Annotated in this window: 15 protein-coding genes and 1 pseudogene; 6 read left to right on the plus strand and 10 right to left on the minus strand. The window is 70.8% G+C overall.

Features of this window, described 5'->3' with window-relative positions; all coding sequences use genetic code 11:
• The 3 genes and pseudogenes from D7V88_RS20910 to D7V88_RS20920 form a co-directional block, all read left to right on the plus strand.
• Nucleotides 1-458 (plus strand): annotated as a pseudogene (locus tag D7V88_RS20910) (DUF58 domain-containing protein); the annotation flags it as partial.
• Entirely contained in the window at nucleotides 455-2,188 is a 1,734-nt protein-coding gene (locus D7V88_RS20915) for a vWA domain-containing protein (RefSeq protein WP_120542415.1), read from the plus strand. The pseudogene D7V88_RS20910 and the gene D7V88_RS20915, both read left to right, overlap by 4 nt.
• A complete protein-coding gene (locus tag D7V88_RS20920) occupies nucleotides 2,185-4,935 on the plus strand; it encodes a VWA domain-containing protein (RefSeq protein WP_120542416.1) in 2,751 nt (916 codons plus the stop codon). The genes D7V88_RS20915 and D7V88_RS20920 overlap by 4 nt, the downstream gene beginning before the upstream one ends.
• 76 nt (nucleotides 4,936-5,011) lie before the next feature.
• Here the strand turns inward: D7V88_RS20920 and D7V88_RS20925 are convergent, their stop codons facing one another.
• The 9 genes from D7V88_RS20925 to D7V88_RS20965 all read right to left on the minus strand — a co-directional run bounded on the left by D7V88_RS20925 (nucleotide 5,012) and on the right by D7V88_RS20965 (nucleotide 17,437).
• A complete protein-coding gene (locus tag D7V88_RS20925) occupies nucleotides 5,012-6,244 on the minus strand; it encodes a FadR/GntR family transcriptional regulator (protein WP_341870697.1) in 1,233 nt (410 codons plus the stop codon).
• Between the two features lie 316 nt (nucleotides 6,245-6,560).
• Complete coding sequence (locus D7V88_RS20930) at nucleotides 6,561-7,190, minus strand: BamA/TamA family outer membrane protein (protein ID WP_120542417.1); 630 nt, start codon at nucleotides 7,188-7,190, stop codon at nucleotides 6,561-6,563.
• An 8-nt stretch (nucleotides 7,191-7,198) separates the two neighbouring features.
• Nucleotides 7,199-7,810, minus strand: a complete 612-nt coding sequence (locus D7V88_RS20935; RefSeq protein ID WP_120542418.1) for a POTRA domain-containing protein — start codon at nucleotides 7,808-7,810, stop codon at nucleotides 7,199-7,201.
• Nucleotides 7,811-7,831: 21 nt separating this feature from the next.
• Nucleotides 7,832-9,265, minus strand: a complete 1,434-nt coding sequence (locus tag D7V88_RS20940) for a TolC family protein (RefSeq protein WP_120542419.1) — start codon at nucleotides 9,263-9,265, stop codon at nucleotides 7,832-7,834.
• A 143-nt stretch (nucleotides 9,266-9,408) separates the two neighbouring features.
• Nucleotides 9,409-12,531, minus strand: coding sequence for an efflux RND transporter permease subunit (locus tag D7V88_RS20945; RefSeq protein ID WP_120542420.1), 3,123 nt, complete (start codon nucleotides 12,529-12,531; stop codon nucleotides 9,409-9,411).
• A gap of 44 nt (nucleotides 12,532-12,575) precedes the next feature.
• A complete protein-coding gene (locus tag D7V88_RS20950; RefSeq protein WP_120542421.1) occupies nucleotides 12,576-13,691 on the minus strand; it encodes an efflux RND transporter periplasmic adaptor subunit in 1,116 nt (371 codons plus the stop codon).
• A 131-nt stretch (nucleotides 13,692-13,822) separates the two neighbouring features.
• Complete coding sequence (locus D7V88_RS20955) at nucleotides 13,823-14,422, minus strand: TetR/AcrR family transcriptional regulator (protein WP_120542422.1); 600 nt, start codon at nucleotides 14,420-14,422, stop codon at nucleotides 13,823-13,825.
• Between the two features lie 114 nt (nucleotides 14,423-14,536).
• Complete coding sequence (locus D7V88_RS20960; protein WP_147448795.1) at nucleotides 14,537-15,064, minus strand: DUF6232 family protein; 528 nt, start codon at nucleotides 15,062-15,064, stop codon at nucleotides 14,537-14,539.
• 81 nt (nucleotides 15,065-15,145) lie between these two features.
• Nucleotides 15,146-17,437: a patatin-like phospholipase family protein gene (locus tag D7V88_RS20965; RefSeq protein ID WP_120542424.1), complete on the minus strand. Its 2,292-nt coding sequence runs from the start codon at nucleotides 17,435-17,437 to the stop codon at nucleotides 15,146-15,148.
• A gap of 610 nt (nucleotides 17,438-18,047) precedes the next feature.
• Here D7V88_RS20965 and D7V88_RS20970 point away from each other — a divergent pair.
• From D7V88_RS20970 to D7V88_RS20980, 3 genes are all read left to right on the plus strand, one after another.
• Complete coding sequence (locus D7V88_RS20970; protein WP_244238282.1) at nucleotides 18,048-19,757, plus strand: hypothetical protein; 1,710 nt, start codon at nucleotides 18,048-18,050, stop codon at nucleotides 19,755-19,757.
• A 945-nt stretch (nucleotides 19,758-20,702) separates the two neighbouring features.
• On the plus strand, nucleotides 20,703-21,512 hold the full coding sequence (locus tag D7V88_RS20975; RefSeq protein WP_120542426.1) for a hypothetical protein: 810 nt from the start codon (nucleotides 20,703-20,705) through the stop codon (nucleotides 21,510-21,512).
• Between the two features lie 108 nt (nucleotides 21,513-21,620).
• Nucleotides 21,621-21,920: a response regulator transcription factor gene (locus D7V88_RS20980; protein ID WP_244238283.1), complete on the plus strand. Its 300-nt coding sequence runs from the start codon at nucleotides 21,621-21,623 to the stop codon at nucleotides 21,918-21,920.
• A gap of 65 nt (nucleotides 21,921-21,985) precedes the next feature.
• Here D7V88_RS20980 and D7V88_RS20985 read toward each other — a convergent pair.
• The coding region (locus D7V88_RS20985; protein WP_120542429.1) for a DUF4438 domain-containing protein at nucleotides 21,986-22,820 on the minus strand (835 nt) is incomplete at its 5' end.

Consider the following 22,820-nt stretch of genomic DNA (forward strand, 5'->3'; position numbering starts at 1 on the left):
GGCCGGCGTGTCGCACGGCGCTCCGGGGCGCGGAGTTCGGGGCGCAGGACGACCTGGCCTCGGCGCTGGGACGGCTGCCGCCCCTGCGACCCTGTGGCCTGCGGGTGGTGGTGAGCGACTTCCTCTTCGAGACGGACCTGGAGGCGTTGTGCGCCCGGTTGTCGCGGGGCGCGTCGGCGCTGTTCCTGGTGCAGGTGCTGGACGCGGAGGACCTGGACCCCACGGGCGGCGAGGGGGCTCGGCTGGTGGACGCGGAGAGTGGCGTAGCGCTGGAGGAGTTGCTGACGGAGGGCGTGCTGGCCGCGTATGCCCGCCGCTTCGCCGAACACCAGCGCGCGTTGCGGAGTGCCGCGGCGCGAGCGCGGGGAACGCTGCTCACGGTGAGCACGGCGGACGGGCTGCGCGCCCAGGTGGCGGGGCCGCTGCGCCCGCTGTTCGTGGCGGGAGGCGGGGCGTGAGCTTCGGACTTCCGTGGGGCCTGCTGGCGTTGGGCGCGCTGGTGCCGCTGGTGGCTGCGTACTTCCTGCGCCGTCGGCAGAAGCCGGTCGTGGTGAGCGCGTTGTTCCTGTGGCGCACGCCACGTCCTCGCGCGGAGGGCGGACCCCGGTGGGAGCGCTTCACGCGCGAGGCGTCACTGCTGCTGGAGGTGCTCGCGGTGCTGGCCGCCGCGCTGTTCCTGGCGGACGTGCGCTGGGGCGAGATGGCCCGTCGCCGACACCTGGTGCTGGTGGTGGACGGCAGCCTGTCCATGTCCGCGCGGACCTCGGACGGGAAGACGGTGCTGGAGCGCGTGCGCTCGGAAGCGGCGAAGCGCGTGGAGGCGGAAGGCGCCACGCACGTGACGGTGCTGGCGAGCGGCGTGTCACCCCATGTGGTGGCCGGGCCGGAGGTCGAAGCGTCACGCGCCCTGGGCGCGCTGGAATCCTTCGAGTCGCGAGGGCCGGACCACGACGTGGTGCCCACGCTCCTTTGGGCGCAGGAGCTGTCCGGACCCGGCAAGCACGTGCATTTCTTCACCGATGCGCCCCCGTCGGAGGACACGGTCGTCCCCCCCTCGGTGCGCTGGACGGCGCTGGGTCGCTCCCAGGGCAACGTGGCCCTGGTGTCCGCGCAGCGGCGTGATGAGTCCGGCCGGGCCACGGTGACGCTGCGGGTGGCGCGCTTCGGCGCGGGGCCCGCGGAAGTGGAAGCGCGGGTGCGCGCGGCGCCAGGACCGGGTGCGCGTGAGGGCACGGAACGCATCGAACGCATCGCGCTGCCGGAAGAGGGCGCCGCGACGGTGCGCCTCACCTTCCGCGAGGCCGGTGACGTGGAGGTGTCCCTGCCGGACGATGCGCTGCCCGAGGACGGACACGTGCGCCTGCCGCCCTCACCCGTGATGCCGGTGTCGGTGGGCCTGACCGAAGGCTTGTCACCCGCGGCGAAGCAGGCCCTGGAGCGCTTCCTGGCGGTGTCTCCGGACGTGGCGCATGGCACGCCCGTTCCCGGTGCGCCGGTGTTGTCGGTGGGACCTTCGAGCGCGGAGGCCCGGGTGACGCTGGGCGCGGAAGGAACGCTGCGCACCTTCGTGGGCCCGTTCTTCACGGAGAAGGGCAGCACGTTGATGGATGACGTGCAGCTCGCCGGGGTGCGGTGGACGGCGGGGACGAATCCTCCCGGTCGTCCGCTGGTGACGGCGGGCGAGGCGGTGCTGGTGTCGGAAGAGGAGGGCGGACGGCTGCACCTCAACGTGGACCTGGCGCGCTCCAACCTTCAGCGCACCACCGCATGGCCGGTGCTGCTGGGCAACGTGGTGCGTGAGGCACGGCGGCTGCGCGAGGGCTTTCCCCGGCACCAGCTCAACCTGGGCGAAGCCCTGCCCGTGGTGACGGAGGCGGGTGCGCGCTACGCGTTGGTCGGACCGTCCGGACGCAAGCCAGTATTCGGCGCGGGGGCACTGAGTTTGTCCGCGCCCACGAGTCCCGGCCGCTATGTGCTGGAGCGGGACGGGACCGAAGTGGATTCGCTGGAGGTGCTGGCGCTGGATGCGCGCGAATCGGACCTGCGCCGCCGGGGCAGCGTCGATGTGCCGGCGAAGGAGGCGGGGGAGGACACGGCGGGGGGCGGTGCACAGGAGCGCGCCCGCTGGCCGCTGGTGGTGCTGCTGGCCGCGCTGCTGGCCGACTTCTACGTCACGAGGAAGGTATGACCTTCACCCTTCCGCAGGCGTGGCTGCTGCTGTTGCCCCTGGGGCTCTTCCTGTGGCGCTACGGCCGGAGGCCCGGCCCGCCCATGGTGTTGCGTTGGGTGTTGCTGGTGCTCGGCGTGGGCGCGCTCGCGGGCCCCGAGCTGCGACTGGCCAACGCGGGCAGCGATGTGGCGGTGGTGGTGGACCGTTCGCGCTCCATGCCGCTGGATGTGGACCGGGTGGCGCAAGAGCTGGTGTCCCTGGTGGAGTCGCAGCGGCGGCCCGGTGACCGCGTGGGTGTCGTCACGTTTGGCCGCGAGGCCCGGGTGGAGTCCCCGCTGTCGGACGTGGGTCGGTTTGGCGGCTTCACGCGGCCCGTGGACGCAGAGGCGTCCGACCTGTCCACCGCGCTGGATGCCGCGGGCGCGCTGATCCACCCCGAGCGCACGGGCCGGGTGCTGGTCGTCTCCGACGGCCGGGCCACGGGCGCGGATGCTCGGGGCGCGACGCGGCGTCTGGCGGCGCGAGGCATCGCGGTGGACTACCGGCAGGTGGCTCGTCCAGAGCCCGCGCTGGACGTGGCCGTCGTGTCGCTGGACGTGCCCGCCACCGTCTCCGTGCGCGAGCCCTTCCAGTTCTCCGCCGTGGTGCAGGCCACCTCCGCCGTCACCGGCACCGTGCGGCTGGAGCGCGACGGGCGCGTGCTGGTGAAGGGGCCCTTCGACTTCAAGGCCGGGGCGAACCTGCTGCCCCTGCGCGACCTGCTGGAGGAGCCGGGCCTCGTGCACTACCGGCTCACGGTGGAGGTCGCGGGGGACGGTGTCCCGGAGAACGACGTGGGCGTGGGCGTGCTGCGCGTGGAGGGGCCGCCGCGCGTGCTGTTGATCACCCAGCAGCCCACGGGCACGCTGGCGAAGGCGCTGGGCGCGACGGGCATGCAGGTGGACGTGCGGGCGCCGTTCCACGTGTCGCTGGATGCGCTCGATGGCGTCGGCGTGGTGGTGCTGGAGAACGTGGACGCCAACGCGCTCGGCGAGACGGGGCTGAATGCGCTGGCGGACTACGTGGATCAGGCCGGCGGTGGGCTCGTGATGACGGGCGGGCGGACGAGCTTCGGAGAGGGCGGCTATCGGCGCTCGCCCGTGGAGTCGTTGCTGCCCGTGTCGCTGGAGATGCGCGAGGAGCAGCGGCGCGCGTCGGTGGCGATGAGCGTGCTGATGGATTCGAGCTGCTCCATGGGCATGCAGGTGCCGGATGGACGCACGAAGATGGAGCTGGCCGCGGAGGGCGTCACGGCGGCGCTCACGCTCCTCAATGGGAACGATGAAGCCTCCATCCACATGGTGGACACGGAGTCGCACGAAATCTTCCCGTTGAGTCCCGTGAGCGGAGGCCTGCCCCTGAACAAGGTGGCGAGCGGCTTCAGCGGCGGTGGCGGCATCTACGTGGGTGTGGCGCTGAGCACGGCGCGCAAGGAGATCCTCCGCAGCGACAAACCCACGCGGCACGTGGTGCTGTTCTCCGACGCGGCGGACTCCGAGGAACCGGGCGACTACCAGGCGACCCTGGCCGCGCTGCGAGAGGCGAACGTGACGGTGTCCGTCATCGGTCTGGGCACCCCGACGGATCCAGACGCGGAGCTGCTGCGCGAGGTGGCCCGGAGGGGCAACGGGCGCGTCTACTTCGCCGAGGATGCGATGAGCCTGCCGCGCATCTTCAGCCAGGAGACGCTCGCGGTGGCGAGGGCCACCTTCGTGGACGAGCCCGCGTCGCTGGAGGCCGCGCCGGACCTGCCGCTGCTGGGGCCACTGCCCACGCAGGGCCTGCCGCAGGTGGGCGGGTACAACCTCACGTACCTGAAGCCCCGCGCGAACGTGGCGCTGCGCACGCTGGACACCAACGCCGCGCCGGTGCTGGCGCTGTGGCCGCATGGCGCGGGGCGCGTGGTGGCCCTCACGGTGGAGGTGGACGGGAAGTACACGGGCGAACTGCGCGAGTGGGGCGCGCTGCGAGCGACGCTGGAAGCGGTGGTGCGCTGGTCGATGGGGAGCGCCGCGCCGAAGGAAGAGGCGGTGGTGCGCTCGGAGCGCCAGGGCAACCTGCTGCGCGTGACGTTGGACCTGCCACCAGGCGAGCCGATGCCGGGCGCCCTGCCCACGGCGGTGTCGCTGTCGGGCGACGGGCGCGCGGGGATGGAGAAGCCGCTGCACTGGGAGGACGAGGACCGGCTGGTGGCCGAGTACCCGCTGTCCGGCAGTGGCACGTGGCACCCGGTGGTGAAGTGGGGAGGCCGCGTGTTGAGGGCGCCACCCGTGGCGCTGCCGTACGCGCCGGAGTTTGAACCGGGCAGCGCGAAGGAGGGCCTGAAGCTCCTGCGAGCGCTGGCGGCGGTGGGTGGCGGGCAGGAGCGCCTGTCGATGACGGGCCTGTTCGCGGAAGCGCCGGAGTCCGAAGGACGCGCACCGCTGGCTCCGTGGCTGGTGGCGCTCGCCCTGGCGGTGTTGCTGTCGGAGGTGGCCGTGCGTCGCTTCCTCTCCGCGCCTCGGGTACGAGCAGCCCGGACTCCCCCCGTGAAGGAGTCCATCGCACGCGGAGACACATCCGCACCGCGCACGGAGGCTTCCGTCGCGACATCGTCCGGGAAGAAGCATCAAGCCCTGGAGGAATCACCTCCGCAGCCAGCCCCCGAACCCCCGAAGCCTCCTGCCGGCGTGGACTCCGCGCTGGAAGCCGCGCGTGCACGCATCCGGCGCCGGACGGGACGCTGAGCAGGAGCGGCGCCCCCAAAAGGTCGAAGTTCGTTGATGGATCCGGTGCGGAAGCCGGATCGAGATGCATCCGAGGTCAATCGACGCAGGTGCTCCTCCCCATGGGAAGGGGGAGCTGAGCAGCATGGACGCGAGAAGAGGCGAAGGGCTGTGGCCCCTCACGAAGCACGGGGGCCTGGGGCGTAGGTCCTGGAGGCTCCAGCGGCGCACCGCCCACCGGTCCGGTGGTGGGTGGGGAGTGGCCCTGGGCGTCGTGAAGTGGTCGGCCCCCCTTGCGCACCGCCTCGCGGTCTTGTCCGCAGGAGCCCGTGGGGGGAGGCTCGGGCTGGACGGCAACCCCCGCGGACGAAACGTCCTCACCTGTCCGACAGTCGGACAGGTTGCCCAAGGCGGAGCTCGGCACCTCCCCTCTGGCGCTCTTCTCGTCAGGCTCGCCGGGGTTGAGACCCAGGGCGTCTGGAACCCGGAGCGCCCCGCTGTCCGGCTCCACGGGAAGGGTCTGCGCCTGGGGGCGGGGTGCCTCTCCGAGCGCCACGGTGTCCTCGGCAGCGGGCGCGAGGCAGCCGGGGCCACGCGCTTGCACGCAGGGGCGGGCCTCCCGTGCCTCGTCCTGGAGGCAGGGCGCGAATCGCTCCAGCACCCGCTCATCACACGCCTTCAGCAGCGCTGGCAGCGTGTGCTGGAGCGTCCGCGCGTCACGCTCCCGCAGGGCCTCCATCGCGCAGCAGGCCCATGGGCGCAGCGACTCGCCGCCCATGAGGGGCAGCAGCCGGGCCGCGCCGCCTCTCAGGGCTCGCCACAGCGATTGGATGAGGAGCAGGTGCCCGGGCCGGGCCGCCACCCGGGCTGCCAGCCGCAGCAAGTCGAATTCCAACTGCGCGCAGCGTGTACCGGACTCCCAGCGCGCCGCGTCCCAAAGCCTGAAGCACGCGTCCGCCAGCAGCCCCAGGTCCGCCTCGGAAGCACTCGCGCAGCAGTCGGCCAGCAGTTCCACCAGCACCTGCCGCTTGAGGCAGAAGAAGCCCTCCAGCAGCCGCCGGCCCTCCGGGGAGCGCTCGTCATGCAACGCCAGGCCCAGGTTCTCCAGCGTCAGCGACGCGTCCAGCGCCACCGCGCGCGTCTTGCGCCCGGGGTGCTGCACCACCAGGCCCCGCGCCGCCAGCCGCCGCAGCGCCTCGCGCACGGTGCCCCGGCTCACTCCGTATCCGCACGCCAGTTTCTGCTCCGAGCCGAACTGGCCGCTCCTCGGAAGCCGCCCCAGCACAATCTCGCGCTCAAGCTGCTCCTCTACCTGCGCAACGAGTCCCATTCGCGCCATCCCCATCCCCATCCCTCCTCGCCAATGCTTCTGCTACCCAAGCAGAGACGTCTGACATGGACTTGAGGGCCCACCGTCCTCGTCGCCCTGGCGGTCTGGCGCGGCCTGCGGCCTCAGGTGGCGCAAACCTGTCCGACAGTCGGACAGGTTCGGCGTGAAGTGTGCCCGGAGGACGCTTCTGCCCATGGACTCGCCTTGACGTCCGCTCCAGCACGACGTCGCGGCCCATGGCTGCGCTCCGCGAGACGCGCGTCCTCGCGAAGCACTTCGGGTCACGGGATTGGGTAACGAATCTCTGGCGACCTGCTTAGAAACCGAATCCCACCGCGGCGACGGGAAGGAAGTCTCCCGACTCCGGATCGCGCACCACCTCGAGGCCGACGGCCGGAATGGCCACGTCACGGAGGTAGACCCGGACCCCCGCTCCGGGGGCGGCGTACCGGGTCACCGAGTCCCTCCACTTCATCCGGCCGAAATCCACGAAGACATGCGCGGTGAACGTCGCCAGGCGGGGGCTCCAGAACGGCGCCTGATACTCCAACGTCGCGGTGCTCGCCGTCTCCGCCCAGAGGGTCGCGGCGGTGAATCCCCGGCTTCCCGTGGTGGCTCCCAGCAACTGCGCATCCAGGAAGGGGTCGCCCCGAGACCGTCCATGCGTGGCGGTCAGGGTCAGCGCATGGTCGCCAAGCACCGGCAGCGTGTAGCTGGCGAAGAGGGAGAGCTGCTGCAGCTCCCGGGATGAATCCAGGCCCCTGACTCCCTCGCGATAGGTGGCCCGGGCCACCAGGCCTTCGTTGAAATAGAAGTGGAAGTCCTGGTCCAGGTACTCCGCCATGGCGGTGACGCCATGCACCGCCCCCCGTTCGGGGACCTGTCCTCCCACCGACGAGACCAACGGCCTGTTGGTGAGGGAGAACAGGCCCAGGCCGACGTTCAACTCCGGCGTCAACTGGAAGCCGAGCGTGCCCGCGATATCGAAGCGGCGGTCGGTGTACCCATCGACGATGATGCCCTCGACGCGCCGCTCGCGGTCGGTCCTGGAGGCCTGGAGGCCTGGAGCGTGACGAGCCCCGTCCAGCGGCTGTCCAGGATGCTGGCGTCCTTGTACATCGTGAACAGCGTGGCTCCGCGGTTGCCTCCCAGGCCTCCGAACACCACGGTCTTGTTGAGACCCAGCAGGTTGGTCTCCACGGCGAAGACACCTGCCTGCCATTGCCCATTGCTGGAGGTGAAGACGGGAATGGGCAACAGCGTCCAGCGCTCCTCCACCGCGACCTGGAGCGCGACGCCCGTGCCCTCGGCGCGCGTCGACACCTCGACGCTCGTGAAGAGCTTCAGGTTGAGCAGCCTTCGCTTCAGCTCGGCGACATCCCCGGTGGTGAGGCTGTCGCCCGGGGCCATGCGCAGCGCCCGGACGATGACGGAGTCCTGGGTGCGGGTGTTGCCCTGAAGCTCGATGTGCTCGATGCGCCCCGTCAGCGGCTCGGGCCTGGGGTCCTGGGCCAGGCCGAGGGCTGGGACTCCCACGGCGAGCAGCAGGACGGACAAGGTTCTCATGGAGGCTGTCCCACGCGGCGACTACCGAGGTGCCAGCGAATGGCCCGTGGGGTCGAAGAGTCCCATCGCCCGCATCAGCGCCAGGCGGGAGAGGCTCACGTTGAGCGACTCGGCCACGGCGGACAGTTGAGCGCTCGCGAGCGTCGCGTTGACGTCCGTCACCTGGAGGTAGGTCGTGGCCCCGGCGTCGAAGTTCTGCTTCGCCAGTCGCGCGCTCTCCAAGGCGAGTTTCGCGCGCTCCTCGGCCGTCCCGAGGTTGGCCTCCGCGCTCTCCAACTCGCTGCGCGACTTGCGCACCTCGTCGCGAATCTTCTCCTCAAGTCCGCGCAGGTTGGCGTTCGCCTCGGCGATCTTCCCGGAGGACTCGCGCAGTTTGGCCTCGCGCAGCCCGCCGTCGAACAGGTTCCACGACAGGGCCAGTCCCACCGTCCAGGTGGAGGCCTGGCCGGTGAGCCCGGCGGTGTTCGTCGTGGAGGCATTGCCGTTGGCGTAGAGGTTGGGCAGGTACTCGAAGAGGACCTGACGACGGCCGCCGCGCGCGACGTCCACGTTGAGCCGCGCGGCCGCTGCGTCCGGGCGCTGGTCGAGCGCGGTCTTCTCCGCGACCGCCGCGTCATTCGCCTCGGCAGGGACCGCGACCGCGTTGCCCTGGGGCGGCGCCACGTCGAAGTCCACCGGCCGCGCGAGCAGGGCGGCCAGGGCGCTCCTCGCGGTGGCGTAGGCATTGCGGCTGCGCACCACCTCCTGCTCCGCCTGCTTGCGGTCCAGCGTCGCCCGGAGGACGGCCAGCTTCTCCGCGTCGCCAGCCTCGAAGCGCGCCTGGGCGTCGCGCTCGAAGCCCCGGCGGACCTCCAGCAGTTGTTCCTGCACCGCCATGGCCTCGCGCAGGCTTGCGGCGCCGAGGTAGGCCTGCGCCACCGCGAAGAGGATCTCCCGGCGGGTGTTCTCCGCGGTCAGCGCCGCCGTCTTCTCCCCCAGGTAGGCCGTCTGGATGGCGGGCCACAGCGTGGGCACGAGCAGCGCCTGCCGCGCGGAGAGCTGGCCGGAGAGCTGGTTCTGATTCTGCAAGATGATGGGATCCGGCACCCCGGGGAGCGCGAACGCCAGCTCCTGCGGATTCCGGGTGTACGCGCCGCTCGCGGTGACGGTGGGGAGGTATCCCGACCAGGCCTTGTTGCCCAGCTCCCGGGACTGCTGGAGCCGCGCGCGGGCGGCGTCGAGGTTGGGGTTCTGCTTCTCCGCGAGGGTGATGGCCTCCTCTAGGGTGAGCAGCGGGAACGCAGCCACCGTCGTCCCGGTGCTGGAGGCCTGCCCCGGCAGGTCGGAGACACTGGAAGCCGTGTTCTTCACGGGCGCGTCGGTGGCGGAGGGCACCGCCTGCGAAGAATTGGAGGCGCGGTCGGGAGTGGGGGCCTGCGTCAGCAGGACGCTGGAAAGAAGAGCACGGATGAACATGGTGGAGGTCAGGGTGGAAACGGTGGGGAGGAAGAGGACGCACGGAGGGCATCGCGGGCCCCGAAGGGACCGCCGTGATGACCTCCGGAATGGGTTGGGAACGGGTTGCCGTCAGCGCGGCGTGGGCGCCTGCCTCGTCGTCATCAGGAACCCTCTTCCACGAGGCGGGGGTTCACCACGCTGGAGGCCACCGGGACCTCCACCTCAGGCGCGTCGCCCTTGCGGCGGCTGAAGCGCGCGGAGAGCCCGTCCAGCAGCGAGTAGACGACGGGCACCACCACCAGCGTCAGCACCGTGGAGGTGATGAGGCCGCCGATGATGACGAGCGCCATGGGCACGCGCGTCTCCGCGCCGTCCCCCTTGGCGAGCGCCACCGGAATCATGCCGGCCACCATGGCGATGGTCGTCATGAGGATGGGGCGCAGGCGAACCGGCGCGGCCTCCAGCAGCGCGTCTCGTGCGCTCCTGCCCGCATCCCGCAGTTGCTGGGTGAAGTCGACGAGCAGGATGCCGTTCTTCACCACCAAGCCCATCAGCATGATGACGCCGATGAGGGCAATCATCGACAGGGCGTTGTCCGACAGCAGCAGCGCACCGATGGCACCGATGAGCGCGAAGGGCAGCGAGAGCATGATGGTGAAGGGGTGGATGTAGCTGCCGAACTGCGCCGCGAGGATCATGTAGAGCAGCAGGATGCCCAGCCCCAGCGCGGTGCCGAAGGCCACGGCCGTCTTGCCCATCTCCTTCGCGTTGCCGGCGAAGCTGCCCACCACGCCCTTGGGCAGGTCCTGCTGGGCCTGTGCCGTGAGGAAGCTCATCCCTTCGCCCAGCGTGTAGCCCGGCGCGAGGTTGGCGAGCAGGGTGATCTGCCGCTTCTGGTTCTGACGGTCGATCTGCACAGGACCCTCGGAAGGGGTGATGTTCGCCACGTTGCGCAGCTCCACCAACTGCCCCCCCGTGGTGCGCACGGTGAGCTGTCCCAGCGCCTGCTCGGAGGCGAGCGTGGCGTCGGGCAGGCGCAGCTTCACGTCGTATGTCTCACCGCCCTCGCGGTAGGTCATGAACTCGTCGCGGCCCAGGTAGGAGCGCAGGGCCAGGCCCACCTGCGCGGCCGGCACTCCCAGCTTCGCGGCGCGCTCGCGGTCGATGCGCACGTCGTACTGCGGCTTGCCGCTGCGGAACGTCGTGTCGATGTCGGTGAAGCCCGGGTTGGACTTCATCACGGCGAGCATCTTCTCGTTGGCGGCGACGACCTGGGACCAGTCCGTGCCGCGCAGCACGTACTGGACCTGCTGGGTGCGACCGCCACCGCCGACACCGGAGGCGTCCTGTACGGAGAGCATCACGTTGGGGATCTCCGGCAGTGCACCGCGCAGGCGCACCTTGAAGGCCTCCTGGTCGAAGGCGCGCTCCTTGCGCGGCACCAGGTTCACCAGAAGCTCGCCCTTGTGCACCTCTTCGAGCGTGCCGCCGCCCGCCGTGATGAAGGTCTCCTTCACGCCTTCCAGGGTGCGCACCTGCGTGGCCACGCTGGCCAGCTCCCGCTCGGTGTCATCCAGGGTGGAGCCCACGGGCAACTCCAGCGTCACGCGCACCGCTCCGTTGTCGGAGGGTGGGATGAAGGTGAACTTGAGGAAGCGGGCCATGCCCAGCGTCAGCACCAGCACGCCCACCGCGACGGCCACCGCGACGGCCCGCCGGTTGAGCACGTGGCCGAGGATGCGGCGGTAGCCGTTCTCCATGCCCACGAGCACGCGCTCGATGGCGGCGCTCACGCGGTTCTTGGGACTGGCGTGGCTGTGTGCCTTCAGCAGGCGGCTGGAGAGCATGGGCGTGAGCGTCATCGACACCGCGTAGGAGATGAGCACCGCCACGGCCACCGTGACGCCGAACTGGAAGAAGAACTGGCCAATCGTCCCCTCCATGAAGGCCACGGGGATGAACACGGCCACGATGGCGAGCGTCACCGCGAGCACCGCGATGACGATCTGCCGGGTGCCCTCCAGCGCCGCCTGCATCGGCGTCTTCCCCTCCTCCAGGTGGCGGACGATGTTCTCGATGACCACGATGGCGTCGTCGATGAGCAGGCCGATGGAGAGCGTCAGCGCCAGCATGGTGATGATGTTGAAGGTGAAGCCCAGGAGCGCCATCACCGCGAAGGTGCCGATGACGCTCACCGGCAGCGCGACGGCGGCGACGAGCGTGGAGCGCAGGTCGCGCAGGAAGAGCAGCACGATGATGACGGAGAGCACACCGCCAATCAGCATGTCCTCCTGCACCGCGTGGATGGAGGCGCGGATGGTCGTGGAGTTGTCGCTGATGGTGCTGACCGTCACGCCCTCGGGCAGCTCCGCGTTGAGCTCCGCGAGGGACTCCTTGACGCTCTCGGCGACCTGCACCGTGTTGGAGCCCGACTGCTTGCGCACGACGAGCGCGATGGCGGCGCCCGTGTCCGAGCGGGCCACGCCGCGTGCCTCCTGCGCGCCGTCCACCACCGCCGCCACGTCCCGCACGCGCACCGTCGTGCCGTTGGGGCTGGCGACGATGATGTCGCCAATCTCCCCCACGCTGCGCGCCTCGGCCGTCAGGCGCACGATGCGCTCGCGGCCTCCCTGCGTGGCGCGCCCGCCGGGCAGGTCCACGCTCTGCGCCTGGAGCGCCTGGCTCACGTCGCCAATGGCCAGGCCGTAGCCGCGCAGACGCTGCGGATCCACCACCAGTTGGATCTCCCGCTTGCGGCCACCCACCACGCTGATGCTGCCCACACCGGGCTGGCTCTGGAGGGAGGGCTTCACCACGTCCTCGGCCACGCGCGTCAGCTCGTCCACGGGCAAGGCGCCCGAAAGGGACAGCGTGAGGATGGGCGCCGCGCCGATGTCGAACTTCTCCACGACGGGCGTCTCGATGTCATCCGGCAGCGAGCGCAGCGTGGCCTGCACGCGGTCGCGCACGTCCTGGGCCGCCACGTTCACGTCGGTGCCCAGCTTGAAGCTGATGGTCACCTGACTGACGTTCTCCAGGTTGATGGAGTTGAGCTCATCCACGCCGCTGACCGTGTTGAGCGCCTCTTCCAGCGGGTCGGTGACGTTCTTCTCGATGGACTCGGGGTCCGCCCCAGGCAGCAGCGTGGTGACGGTGACCACCGGGATGTCGACGTTGGGGTACTGGTCCACGCCGATTCGCGGATAGGCGAACAGGCCGAAGACGACGACCGCCGCCATCAGCATGACGGTGAAGACAGAGTGTTTGATGAAGGTCTGGAGCATGGCTGGCGTGCGGCGGGAAAGGGGAGGGAAGGAAGCGGTCCGGGCTACTGGACGACCTGGAGCGACGTGCCGTCCTGGAGCGGGAGGCTGGCGTCCGCGACGACGCGCTCCGCAGGACCCAGGCCGTGCACCACGCGCACGAAGCCGGGCAGCACGCGCTCCACCTTGACGTCACGGCGCTGCGCCTTGCCGTCCTGCACCACCCAGACGAATCCCTGCTGGCCGCGCGCGTTGACGGCCTGCGTGGGCAGGAAGAGGCCCGCCTGTTCCGGAGCGCCGTCGGCGGCCCCCGCGTTGGAGAAGTCGAGCTCCACGAGCGCGCCCGCGCGCAAGAGCGCCCCGTCCTCCTTCGCCGGCAGCACGTCCGCGAGCACCTCGACGGTGCGCGTCTGCTCGTCGATGGTGGCGCCCAGGCTCCTCACCCGCGCCTCGAAGGGAGCGCCGGAAGGGTTGAGCGTGCCCTTCACGACGGTGCCTACCTTCACGCGGTCCACGAAGGACTCGGGCACGGGGGCGCGCACCTCAAGCTCCTGCGTGTTGACGAGCACGAAGACCGCCGTGCCCGGTGACACGTAGTCGCCTTCGTTGAGTTTGCGGGTGGTGATGACCCCGTCGAAGGGGGCGGTAAGGGTGGCATCGCGCAGCGCTTCCTGCGCGCTGTCAAGGACCGCTGCCGCCTGTTGGGCCTGGGCCTGGGCCTGGCGGTGGCCCACCTCCGCCTTGTCGAGCGAGGCGCGCGGGAGGCTGCCCGACTGTGCGAGGACCCGGGCCCGCTCCACCTCCGACGTCGCGCCATCCAGCGCCGCGTCCGCCGCCGCCTTGGAGGCGCGTGCCTGGTTGGCGGCGATGCGTGCGTTGGAGGTGTCCAACCGCGCCAGCGCCTGGCCACGCTTCACCGTGTCGCCCACGTTCACGCTGACGCTCGTGAGGGTGCCGGACGCCTGCGCGCTCAGCGTCGCCACCTGCCTGGCGCGCACGCTGCCGGTGGCCTGCAGGAGGTTCGACTCCAACTGCGTGGCCGGTGTGACGGCCCGCACACCCACCGGCTTCTGGACGACCTGCGCAGTGGAAGCCTGCGGGACGACGGCCTTGTCACCACCGCCGCACCCCGTCGCCACCACCGCCACCGCGACCGCTGCTGCCTTCAAGAACACCTTCATGGCTTCGTTCCTTGCTGTGGAGGCCGGTGCTTATGGGAATCCGGAACTGGGTGACTGAATTGGTATTCTGGTCAGTCCCGGGCATGCGAATACGTCGCCGCCCCTTCGTGGGGCGGGACCCCGAGGGTGATTCAGCCTTTGGGTCGTGACAGGAGGGGTGGGGCCGCGAGGCCGCGGATGAAGACCTCGAAGGAGGCGTCCAGCGCCTCCGTCACCCGGGCATCCGGCTCCTGCGTCATCATCTTGGGCGCGAGCAGCATGAGGAGCTCCACGAAGCCCCGGGCCACCTGTTGGGACGAGGCCACGGAGAACACCCCCTGGGCCACCCCTTCGTCGAGGATGTGCGCGAGCACCGCCGCGTCCACCTCCATCATCTGGGGCACCAGGTGCATGACCTGCGTGCCCAGCTCGAAGAGGGTGCTCATTTCGATGCGCTGCCCCACGGGCGCCCGGGTGTGCTGCTCCATCTTGCACCGGATGAAGGCGCGGACCTGGGCCTCGGGCGTCGTGGCACGGCGGACGCTCGCCTTGAGTTCGGAGAGGCTCCGCTCATGCGACAGCCGGACGACGGCCTCGAACAGCGCTTCCTTGTTCTCGAAGTGCAGGTAGATGCTGCCCTTGCCGACCCCCGCGCGACGCGCGATGTCTTCGACCGAGGCCTTCTTGAAGCCGAACCGGGCGAAGACTTCGCCGGCGGCGTTGAGGATGGCGGTGCGAGGGTCCGGACTCATTGACTGGATTTATAATCCAGTCACTGGGTCAGCGCAAGTCGGCATCCACTTGGGCCCCTGAGGATGCTCCCGCAGGCAGGGCAGCCGGGCAGGCACGATGGGGCGATGGTGCCCTCACGCAGCCCCCGAGGCCGCGTCCTCACGGGCATCGTTCGTCGCCTGCTGTCGCAGGACCTCGCGAAGCGCCTGGGCGAGCGCGCGGGCCCTCGTCGAAGAGCGCCCCCGGTACACCACCTGCGAGCTGAACCGGGTGTGCAGCCAGATGTAGGTGCGTTCGAAGTGCACCACGCGCCAGGACAGGGCCGCGTAGCCCATGAGCGCCGCCATGCGGATCGCTCCGCCTCCGGGGCCCCCTTCGCGGACGAACGTCGCGAGCGGACCCTGCATGAGCACCTGGACCAGGAGCAGCGCCCCGGTGAGCAGGGCCTGCGCGCGCAGGAAGAGGTTCGTGGACGGCTGGAGCAACACCGTGACGCCGCGCACGTGTTCCAGGCTCCACGTGCGGCCGTGCACCACCACGTTCCGCGTCGTCACCCGCACGCCCCTGGAGTCGAAGAGCACTTCGTCCACCGCGGGTGTCTCGTCCCTGGGGGGCGCGGTCGTTCCCACGGAAGCGTCGTTGGAATGCGGGGCGTCTGGCACGTCGTCACCTCGTGTCCGCACCGGCCTGGCGCTGGACCGTCACACCGGGGCCCGGCCTGCCCCGCTTCGTCTCTTCACGCTTCATGGGCTGAGCTCGACGCCGATGCCCGGCGAGATGGACCACAGCCCCCGGTGCCCGCCCGAGGGCGGGTACCATTCCCCCACCACCTGCACGCGGAAGCGTTCGAGGAACGTCGCGCCGAGGAGGGCCTGCACCAGTGGGCGCGAGCACGCGCTCACCCCCACGGAGTCGCAGTCCTCGCCGTCCGGAGGTGTCCGCGTGCTGAACTGCCAGCCGGCGCGCAGCGCGAGGCGCCCCTGGGCGAGCGACGCCTGCAGCGCGGCCGGCCGGAACTCCGGGCCCGCGACCGCGGTCAGCGCGAAGGGTTCGCCTCCGCCCGAGGAGAACACCTGCTGGAGTCCCCGCAGGCCGACGGCGCCCGAGAGCCGCAGTCCGCGAGGCACCGAGGGCGCGGAGGTGCCGAGGCTCAAGCCCAACTCGGTGAGGGTGGGGCCCATGACGAAGTGGACCGAGGTGCGCGGGGGCTCATACGACAGGCTGTCGGCGACGAGCTTTCCCGCGAACTCGACGGCCGCGGATCCGTCTTCCGGTTGCACGTCGGCGAGCCGCTTCACGGCGTGCCCGAGCACTTGCCGGATGCGCATGAGCGCGAGGTCGTCACGCCCCGGAGGCGCACCGAGGTCGCGGAAGTGGAAGCCGTAGGCACCCAGCAGTCGCAGGACGTGGGCGAGTTCCGTCTCCTGCGCGCCCTGGTGCCAGTCCGGCCATTGCGCGGGGGAGAGGCCCGGCACATGCGGCGGCGCCCCACCGGCCACGGCGCGCTCGCAGTGGGCATTGCGCCAGTCGCGCGGGGCCGCTGCGACCTTCGCGTCGTGGCAGACGGAGTAGAGCCGGTCGAGCGACACCTGCAACAGCGCGCGGAAGTCCGCCAGCCCCTCGCCTGCGCAGGCGGAGTCGGCCCCCGGCAGCCCGTCGTACATCGCGCGCATGCAGGACAGGGGCGTCCAGTCCGCACCCTCCTGATCGGGCGGGTCGAAGTGCTCGAGTCCCGCCTCGGCTGCCTGCTGCTTCAGAACCCGCGCGTCGTACATGCCCAGGTAGAAGTCGAAGCTGCGAAAGGCCGTCTCGAAGAAGCCGAGGAACGCGGCCAGGGGAGCGCTCGCGGCCGGGAAGTGCCGACGCGGCAGGGCGAGGCGCTCGGCGATCTCCGGCTCCTCTTCGAGCAGCAGTGCGAGTTCCTTGGAGCGTGCCGTGTCGATGAAGGCCGCCAGCACGCCGCCGAGCATCCGAGGCAGTTGAGGCTCCGTGCGGGGGCCCTGCGGGCCGGGCGCCGCCGGGTACTCAGTGGCGTCTGGATCCACGAAGACGAAGAAGACATCGGTGGGCGAGCGCCGGCCCCCGGGCTCGTTCGCATCGCGCCATCGCATGGGGCCGCCCTCCGGCGAGGGCGCGAGCCCGTCGCGCGCCAGGCCCACGGCCAGCCGCAGCGGTGTGTTGTCGAAGATGCCCCCATCGATGTAGTCGGCCTCGTGCGCCTCGCCGGCCAGACACACGCCAGGGCGGGCCGTCGCGCCCGCCGCGCAGGTTGCGAGCGCCTTGGGTGGGAAGGCCACCGGGAAGGCCATCGACGCGAGGACGAGGTCGGACACCCGGGCGAACGCCACTTCGCCTTGCGCGTCGGTGACGAGCAGCGGTTCGCGCCGAGTGCTGCCAGGGGCGATGTAGTTCGTCACGCGTGGCGGCTGGCCAGGGCCACGTCCCTGGATGCGCAGGGCGAACTTCTCCTCCATTCGTGGCAGCGGCAGGCGTCCACCCGCCACGTGCACGAGGCGCGGCTCCACGCGCGTGACGGACACGCCCAGCACCACGTCGCAGGTGGGCGAGAGGCCTCGGTTCCACTCCGTCTCGATGCGACGCGCCTGGGCCTCCAGCCACGTCCGGGAGAAGGCGCCCAGGGGCGTCACGTCCTCGGGAACGAAGAGGCGGTCATAGCCCACGGGAATCCACGTCTCCCAGAAGAGGGACCGGGTGGGGCCGGGGGACTTCTCGCCGCACGCCGCGAGCACGCCCAGCAGTCCGTTGAGGCTGCCGGCCGACGCGCCCGTCATCAGCCGCAGGCGCTCCATGCCGTCCTTCCGGGACGCGGCGACGGAGTACGCGAGGAAGCCCGCTTCGTAGGCGCCTAGCGCCACCCCACCGCTGACGGTGAGGGAGTACGCGGACGCGTTGGATCTGCGTTGGAACGGAGAGGTCTCGGGAGCCTCGGCCCTCGCCATGCCAGCGACGAGCAGGAGCGCGGCGAAGGCGGCGCCGTGCCCCAGGCCCGTGTGCAACGACTGTCTTCCCTGCATGCGTCGTCTCACCCGTGGGCTCCCGTCGCGGCGCCGAGTGTCACCTCGGGCGTGCTGGCCGCCACGCCTACAGGCTTCTGGGCCACTCGGGGCGCCGAGTCGGGCTTGCTGTCTCCGCTTCCACACCCCGCCACTGCCAGCACCCTCCGCCTCATGACTTCGTTCCTTGAGGATGGGCCGGGCTCCTCACGGGGCGTCCTAGCTGTGTGACTGGATTGGTTCTTGGGTCATCACCGGACATGCGAACACCTCACCCCGCGCGGAAGGGGGCCCCTGTGGTGTTTCGGCTCCTGTGTCGTCGGGAGGCGATGAAGTGAGGCTGCGGATGGAGGCATCAGGGCAGGGGGCCAACGACTGCTTCACTCGAAACGCGTCGAGAGGGACGGTGTGAACTCAGTGACCAGAATGGTAAATGGGTCATGGCGGGTACGCAAGCCCGCGCACCTGTCCACCTGGGCACGGGAGGGGTTCACCCGGTGGGACATGCCGGAGGAAGGAGGCCCGTCCGAAGGACGGACGCGTCTCGTTGAGGTGCGGCGCCGCGCCTGCCTTGAGGGGACAGGAGTCTGGGCGCTGAAGTCCGGCGGACTTTCGCGATATGTCGGCGCCGATGAAGGAGTCCCGATACGTGTGGTGGGGGCTCGGCGTCCTCCTGGTCGCGCTTGCGCTCCAGGCCTCGCGCCTCGCGCTGCACAAGGCATTCAGCATCGACGAGTTCCAGTACGCGCATGCCGCGTGGCTCATGGCCCACGGTCAGGTGCCGTACCGCGATTTCTTCGAGGTTCACTTTCCGCTCGTGTACCAGTTGCTGGCGCCGCTGTTCGTGCTGCTCGGGGATGATCCGCGCAACGTGCTCGCCCTGCGCGCCGCGATGCTCGTACCGCTCGCGGGAGCCTGCGCGTCGGTGTTCCTCCTCAACCGCCGCGAGGGACGCACCGCCGCGCTCCTGGCCCCGGTGCTGCTCCTGCTCACGCCCGCGTTCCTGCACTTCGCCACGGAGGTGCGACCGGATGCGCTCACCGCCGCGCTCTTCCTGGGCGCCCTCGCAGCGCTGGCTGCTCAGCCCGCCTCCGCTTCCTCGTCCTTCCTGGCGGGCGCGCTGCTTGTCGCCTCCGGATGGGGTTCCCAGAAAGCGCTCTTCTTCGGGGGGCTGGTGGGCGCGGTCCTCATCGCGGAGCTCCTCCTGCGCCGGGGACGCACGCCCTCGCTCATCGCCGTGCCTCGCGCCTTCTTCCTTGGAGTCCTCGCGGCGGTGGCCGCCGTGGCCGCGTACCTCACGGTGACGGACTCCTGGCGCGCCTGGTGGCAGTGGTGCTTCGTCTGGGCGTCCGAACATCAGCGCCACTACCCCGGCTTCTCCTGGCGCGAATATCTGCTGCCTGCGTTGGGGAAACAGCCCGCGTTCTTCCTCCTCGCCGCCGTCGGGTTGGGCCTCACCCTCCAGCGTCTGCTCCAGCGAGACGCGGACCGTCCGCTGCGCGAACGCCTGCGGACGCCCGACCTGCTGCTCGTCGTGGCCGTGCCCGCGACGTTCGGCGCCTATGCGCTCCAGCGCGCCCCGTTCCCCTACAGCCTGCTGCCCTTCCTCGGCGTGCTCGCACCCTTCGCGGCGCGGGGTGTCCTCGCGGTCCTCGCTCGGCTGCGCACTCGCGGCGGACGGGCCGTGGGCGTTCTCGGGCTGGGGGCACTGTTCGCCGTGCAGGCCGCACACGTGGAGGCCCTGTTGGATGGCGGCGGCAATGCCCGGCAGCGCGACGTGCTCGCGCGCATCGCCGCGCTCACGGGGCCGGAGGATGTCGTCTACGACAACTCGGGCGGCTTCGTGAGCCGGCCCCACGCGCACTTCTATTTCTACACGGACGCGTATCTGCGGGGCTCGCTCGTGGACCTGCTGTCCCACGACATGCCCCGTGCGCTCCTGGAGCAGGGCTGCGTGCTGCGCGTGGACGATCTGCGCACCTCCGGCCTGCCTCCCGCGCTGCGCCGCTTCCTCGATGCGCACTACCAGCCGTTCGACGGAGACCTCTTCCTCTGGGGCCAGCGCTACCGCGTGCCCGCGGACTCCGGAACGCTGGACGACCAGTTCCTCGCGGTGCGCGCCGACCGGTACTTCCTCCATCCCACGAGCGCGCTCGACACCGGGGTGCTGCTCATCGACGGCGCGCGCATCACCACCCCTGAGTTCGCCCTGTCCCGGGGCCCGCACACCGTGCGGTACGAAGGACGCGCGGAGGCCTTCCAGTTGCTGTGGTTGCCCCGCGACGCGAAGCGCTGGACCCCGCGTCCCGGTGCGCCGTCGACGTACTCGCGCTTGTTCTGATCCGGCATCAGCCAGTTCGAGACACGTGGGTCGCCTGGTGGGCTTGCCTGCTCACGGCCCTCCAGGATGACGCCAGTGTCCGCTCGCCCCTCTCCCGCGCGCGCTCCATTCTGAAGTCAACCGTGCGTGCCTTTCCCGGCCCCCCGTCGAACTTCCCTGCGCAGGGGCGAGTCCTACTGTGCCTGGGCAGGAAACCTGGAGGTCGCCGTGGCGGAACATGACTCGGGACGGAAGCGGACGCGTGCTCCCATTCCCTCACAGGGGGTGATGAGCCTCCTGGATCGCTGGGTCTCCGACCTCGAGAAGGAGTCGCCCTTCTCGACCCCGGAGCCCATGGCGCCCCGCCCGCGCAACCCGGCTGCGCCTTCGCGCGCCGAAGAGGATCCCTTCTGCGAGCCGGAACCTCGGACTCCGCATGGGAGGTCCGAAGCGGATCCTTTCTCCGAGCCGAAACCCCGGGCTGCGTCTCCGCGGTCCGAAGCGGATCCCTTCTCCGAGCCGAAACCCCGGACTCCGCGCGTGAGGTCCGAAGCGGATCCCTTCTCCGAACCGAAGCCACGGGCTTCCCCTTCGCGCTCAGCGGATGATCCGTTCTCCGAACCGAAGCCACGGGCTTCCCCTCCGCGCTCAGCGGATGATCCGTTCTCCGAGCCGAAGCCACGGGCTTCCCCTCCGCGCTCAGCGGATGATCCGTTCTCCGAGCCGAAGCCCCGGACCCAGCACGCAAGGTCCGAAGCGGACCCCTTCTCCGAGCCGAAGCCCCGGACCCAGCACGCAAGGTCCGAGGCCGACCCGTTCACCGAGCCGAAGCGGTCCCGAACTCCACCCTCGCGGCAGGAGGCCGACCCGTTCACCGAGCCGAAGCCCCGAGCCCCGGCCGCGCCGCCCCAAGAGCCCCACCTTGCCGCCCTGCGCGCGGCCCGTGAGGAGATCCAACTCCAGGGCATGGTGGCCACGCTGCCCCCCGCGAATGCACGGGTCGTCCTGGGGCACGAGAACGGCAGGCTCATCCACCGGGGAACCGTCGCGGTGCGCGGCCCGTGCGCGCCTTCCCACTCAGAGCTTCTTGGACTCGGGCTGACAGAACCCCAGGCCCGCGCGCTGGACTGTGTCCTCGCCTGGTTCGGAAACCCATTCGACGCGGTGACGTGGGACTCCCCCTCCGGAATCGATCTGCGTTGGGGCGCCTGGCCGCTGTCGGGGGCTCCGCTCATCGCCGCGCTCGCCCACTGGAAGCAGCACGAGCCCGAGGCCTTCGAGGCGCGGCTGGGGCGGCTGGGAGTCGACGTCACGCTGGAGCCCGTCTCCCTGCACCTCCAGGGCTCGCGAGGGGCCCCACCCTGTGAAGGCCGCGAGGCGCTGGCCCTGCTGGGCGAGGACCCGAAGCTGATGGCGTCGCTGGCCCAGGCGGGACGGGAGCGAGGCGCCCAGTTGGCGCAGCTCGAAGCCCTCATCGCGCAGGTGCTGCGCCCCCTGTTGGCCGCCTCTTCACCGGACGCGGCCGAGGCGGAGGCTCCAGCAGGACCCTTCACGTCGGCGCGCGCGCTGGCCGTGCTCTTCCTCACCGAGCTGCGGTTCGGCCGCCGGGGCATCACGAAGCTGATGGCCCACGCGCGCGAAAGGGCAGGGCAGCCCGCTTCGGGTGAACTCGCGGGCGAACGCCTCGCGGAGGACCTGCGCACCGCCGGGCGCGTGCGTGAGGCGGCCGAACTCTGGCGCCTCCTGTCCTCCCCCGAACTCGGGGATCCTCCCTAGCGCATCCCAAGGAACGCCATGGAGACGCCACTACGACCTGGGAGCCATGTCCTGCTCGTCATCCCCGAGCCAGGAGCCGCGTCCATTCCTGGCGCGCGAGGCCTCGCCATGACCGGGGAGCTCATCATCGGAGGCCAGCGCTATCACCTGGTGCCCGCGGCGGAGCCAGAGCCCGCGTCAGACCCGCGACCCGCAGCCGCCGTGCAGTTGCTCACCGCGCGCGAGCTGCAGGTCGTCTCGTGCATCTGCGAGGGCCTGGGCAACAAGCAGATCGCCGCGAAGCTGGGCATCAGCACGTGGACCGTGGCGGCTCACCTGCGGCGCATCTTCGCCAAGCTCGGGGTGGACACGCGGGCGGCCGTGGTGTCGCGCTGCTTCGGCGCTCCCTCCGTGCCTCCGCTTCCATAGCCGCGGTACGCCCGGGCAAGCCGCGCCGGGGCCGCCATGCTCCGGCGCAATCCCAGCACCACCGCCTAGAAGCGGTACGCCCTCGCACCGCGTGCCGGCGTGGCCACGCTCCGGCGCAATCCCAGCACCAGCGCCAGGTTCGCCCGAGGCTGACACACCAGCCGGACACACGACGCGGGAGCAATCAGCAGCGGCGTCATGCCGGGACCATGGCCCGCGACCTTGCTGTCCGAATGCACCACCACGCCCACGGTGACGGTGCCCGGCCGCCGGCTGGGGCCGTAGCGATAATCCAACGGACACACCGCCACCAGGTCCCCCAACCGCAGCGAACCCAACCGGAAGCGCCGCACCAGCAGCGGATCCGACAACTGGATGTCCAGGTCCCCGAGCACGCCCTCGGAGCGCCCCATGCCCGAACCCATCACCTCCGCGGGCACCGTGTGCGTGACGGGGATGAGCAGCCGCCCCCGCACCGTCCGCACGCCCCAGCGCCGCAGCAGCCGGGGCGACAGGTTCTGCACGCGCACGTCCGGGAAGTCCGGCAGCTCCAGCCCCTGGCCATACGCATCGAGTTGCACCCGGTCGCCAATGACCAGCCGCCGCTTCACATGGGGCGGGAAGTCCACGATGACGTGGTTGATGCCCCCGTGCTTGCCCACCACCGTGCCCTCGGCGCCCTCGGCGGGGCCGCTCGTCACGCGCGCCCGGTTGCCCACGCACGCGTAGAACATCAGGGCCTGGTTGGGGCCGTTGCGAGGGCCCACCACTTCGCGCCCGTTGTTGTGCAGCGAAACCCCCGCCTCCATGTGGTCCGCCGCGAGCCCCACCGCGGGGTCGCCCACGCGCCGGTTGAGGACGATGCCCCCGCTGCCGGGCAGCAGGCGCAGCACCCCGTCC

The sequence above is a fragment of the Corallococcus terminator genome (assembly GCF_003611635.1).
In the GTDB taxonomy this organism is placed as follows: Bacteria; Myxococcota; Myxococcia; order Myxococcales; family Myxococcaceae; genus Corallococcus; species Corallococcus terminator.